Origin of the sequence: Bacillus sp. S4, from assembly GCF_040838205.1 — a bacterium.
Classification (GTDB): Bacteria; Bacillota; Bacilli; order Bacillales; family Bacillaceae_G; genus Bacillus_A; species Bacillus_A cereus_U.
The window spans coordinates 1-3,391 of the sequence record NZ_JBFPJI010000334.1 but is presented as its reverse complement, the minus strand read 5'-3'; the positions used below and the strand labels follow the sequence as shown (position 1 = coordinate 3,391).

Sequence of the window (3,391 nt, the reverse complement as noted above, 5' to 3'; positions counted from 1 at the left end):
TCATAAAAATCATGACAATTTGCTTTTGTATCTCTTTCTCTTACTTTGCAATAAACTTTAATGCGGACTTATGGTAAATCAACTTGTAGTCCGAATTCACGTTTTGCATCCTCCCCTGATACATATCCTTCGTCACTATTTAGCAGTTCTAATTTTTGTTTAGATAATAATTCATGATCCAAATCCGCTATATGTGGGCCCACCACATAGCCATCAAGTTAATAAAAATCCTCCAGATGCTGAAAGCATCTGGAGGTCGTGGGGATCTCATTTAGCGATTCATATTTATAAAAAATAGATTTTTTTGGGATGATTAATAACCTTTGTGTCCATGACTATCAAATTTAAAGGTTTTTCCGTCAATTTCAACCTTGGTATCTGTATAAATTGAACCATCCTGTTTAGCATAATACGTAAAGTGTCCGTAATAAGGGAAATGATACCCACCACCAACTGAGAACCATCCTATCTTAGCTGCTCCAGATTCATCGAAGTAATAGTCTTTACCATCGATTTTTTGCCAGCCCGTTTGTGCTACGCCGTTATTGTCAAAATGGTATAGCTTACCATCGATTTTTTCAAACCCTGCTTTGTTAACTGATCCGTCTTCATGAAAATAATATCTTTTTCCATCAATGTCTTCATACCTATTGAACGCACTATTGTAGCCATTTATGAAATAGTATCTTTTATCGCCTATCATTTTCCAACCGGTATAGAAAACTCCATCTTCTAAACTATAATATGCCTGGGATTTCCCCTTTTTGTTGATCCCTGTTTTCCAAATCGAACCGTCTTTATTAAATACTAAACTTTTGTTTTCAAACGAAGCATAAACATCGCTGTCTATAGCTTCTCCATTTATCCTAGAAGCTCTCTCAAGTACGCCTTTGTCAGAAAAATGAAGAATGATATTTTGATCTTCTAGACGTATTTCCTTTTTATTTACATTGTAATTTTGGAAATAATAAATTTTACCATCTATATCTTTCAAGCCTTCTTTAACGAATACTCCATCAGCATCGGAATAAGTATCACCTTTCCAGGTTGATCGTTGCAAGGAACCATCATCATTGAAGTTGTAGTACTTCCCATCGATTTCAGATCCACTTACAGTAACCATGTCACCATAAGTCGGGTTGAAATAATAAGTCTTCCCCTTAATGTCTTGCCAGCCTGTCAAAAGGGCTCCTTCAGCATCTGCAAAATGATAACCAGAACCTTGGTTTACCCAACTGTTCTTTATTACATTTCCAGAAGAATCTTTTGCATTCCATTTAGTAGAATCTTTTTCATCAGCTACAAGCTTTACTCCGTCATACTTCTGTCTCTCATTTTCTTTACCCGGATACCACTCTATTAACCAATTGTTAATTTCATTGTTGCTTTTTCCAGTGAAACGAATTTCGGATTTGAAACTCCAATCAGTACCAAATTGTTGAACATTTTGATTACCAGCCAAACTTACCCCATTTTTGTTATTCAAACGGAACTGAAATTTACCATCGTAAGAATTTCCTATCTGAACAAGTTCAAACACTTCATCATCGCCAAGCGAATCGGAATCTTGAAGTCCTCTTCCTTCTTTTCCTGAAAGGTATTTTGAACCTGTTTTTACGATTACTTTATTCGTTCCTTTTTTATAAGGGATAATTTGATAAGGGTTACCGTGATTTAGTGCATTAAATGGTAGTGCAATAGGTGTCTCTAGGACGTGAGTACGCTCCGCCAATACATCAGATAATCGATCATAAAAATCTGCTTGAGCTTTAGGTTCATTCTTAACATAGTTGTCAAGGACATCTTTAGATACTGGCTTTGAAGTCAATGTTATCAATTGTTTTTGCTTATCTGATAATTTATTTGCTATCTTATCAAATAGGGAATCCGAATTTTTAACAACCACATCCCAATCTGGAGTCCAGCTGTCTGCATATTTTTTATAAAGTGGAAGAAGAAATCTTGGGTTTTTACCAGATGCTTTTTCTACAAATGCATGTTGGCCTTGATTTATCACAACTCCGGTCTTTCCTTCGTCTAATTGTGCTTGTGTAATGTAAAGAAGATCGTGTTCTGAGACATTTGCTCCATTAGGGTTTAAATCTATAATTGCACCTGCTTCAGTAATTTTAAGCTGCTGCCCAGATCTTAGTTGATGAATTTCGATTCTTCCATTTGGATAGCGTACTTTAACTGGTTTAAGAAAATTCGAATCACCTTGTGTATGATACATGGAAATATTAAATTCCCCAGATGTAAAACTAGGAGCCTGGTAAGTTTCGTTTTCTGCATATACATCAATGCGAGTACCTGGGTTTCGGTCTTTCTCCTCTGGGCTTATTCCAAGTGCTTCATAAGTGTTTGCTATAGCACCTAATACAGTAATACCTATATCTACTACCGCACCTACCCCTGCACTAGCCTTATTTTCTGCAATAGGAGCGACAGAAAAAAGAATACCTAATGCCGCTGCAGTAGGAATTACTTTCTTTTGAATTCCAGTTATTTTAAATTTCTTTTTCATTTTTGTTGTCCTCTCTTAGTAAGATTTAGCCTAGATTGCTTACATGTAACACTGTAAAAAACAAACATATAAATACTGTCGTATATTGATTTAAAATATAAAATCAATATTTATAAATTCATCTTAGTTTAAAAACCTTTCAAATTTCTTTCATAAATGTTACAAAAGTCTTACATTAATATATTATAAGATTTTGATTTTTTCGATATTCTATATTTTTTCAGCTTGGCCCCATGCTCATTAAGCGAAGATTTTTAAGTATCCCCAAAACAAAATTTTTATTTGTAAAATGAATGAAGTGGTAAACAAGAAAGGCTGGCAAAATGCCAACCTTTCTTGTTTTTTGGGTCTCAATTTTTAATTTAATAAGATATATCGGTGGTTTACTTATGTATCAATCCTTTTATTTCTATCGGTATGTCCAAGTTTAAGAAATTACTTGCAAGAGTCCTGAAGTGTTTGTATGAGAAGCAATGAAAGGGTTTTGTAACATTTACGAAAGACTTTTGAGAGTTATTTAAATTAAGATAAACTTACCGATGTTAATTTAAATATGTTGGAAACAGTATAAATTAGAAAGTAAGGAGCACATCCATGAAGGAAAAGATAAAGAGATGTATAAAAAAAATCCCCCCTGTAGGAATAGCGATGGGGATTGTATTCAGCTTGAACCCATTTACAAAACATAAAGCGAAAGCAGACGTTGATACGTTCGCAACGATTGTTACAACATTTGGTGATACCTATGATTCGTTTTTAAAAGAGCCTTTTGTTATCTTTTTATCCGAACAAAGTGCTAAAAATGATTATACAGCTAACAATGAAAACCGTGCTTACAAAGCTCCTACTTTTAACAAAGGAGAATTT

General features: G+C 34.2%; 2 protein-coding genes and 1 pseudogene. 1 reads left to right on the top strand and 2 read right to left on the bottom strand.

The annotated features are described in order from the left end of the window. Positions 1-68 precede the first annotated feature (68 nt). Positions 69-203 (bottom strand): hypothetical protein, encoded by a 135-nt coding sequence (locus tag AB3X48_RS19535; RefSeq protein WP_258169596.1) that lies wholly within the window; start codon positions 201-203, stop codon positions 69-71. A gap of 110 nt (positions 204-313) precedes the next feature. Continuing rightward, positions 314-2,524 (bottom strand): N-acetylmuramoyl-L-alanine amidase family protein, encoded by a 2,211-nt coding sequence (locus AB3X48_RS19530; RefSeq protein ID WP_367959826.1) that lies wholly within the window; start codon positions 2,522-2,524, stop codon positions 314-316. 594 nt (positions 2,525-3,118) lie between these two features. Here AB3X48_RS19530 and AB3X48_RS19525 point away from each other — a divergent pair. After that, a pseudogene (locus AB3X48_RS19525) lies at positions 3,119-3,391 on the top strand (hypothetical protein); the annotation flags it as partial.

Coding starts and splice junctions, on each gene's coding strand:
- AB3X48_RS19530 (WP_367959826.1), bottom strand. CDS start 2,524: ATGAAAAAGAAATTTAAAATAACTGGAATTCAAAAGAAAGTAATTCCT.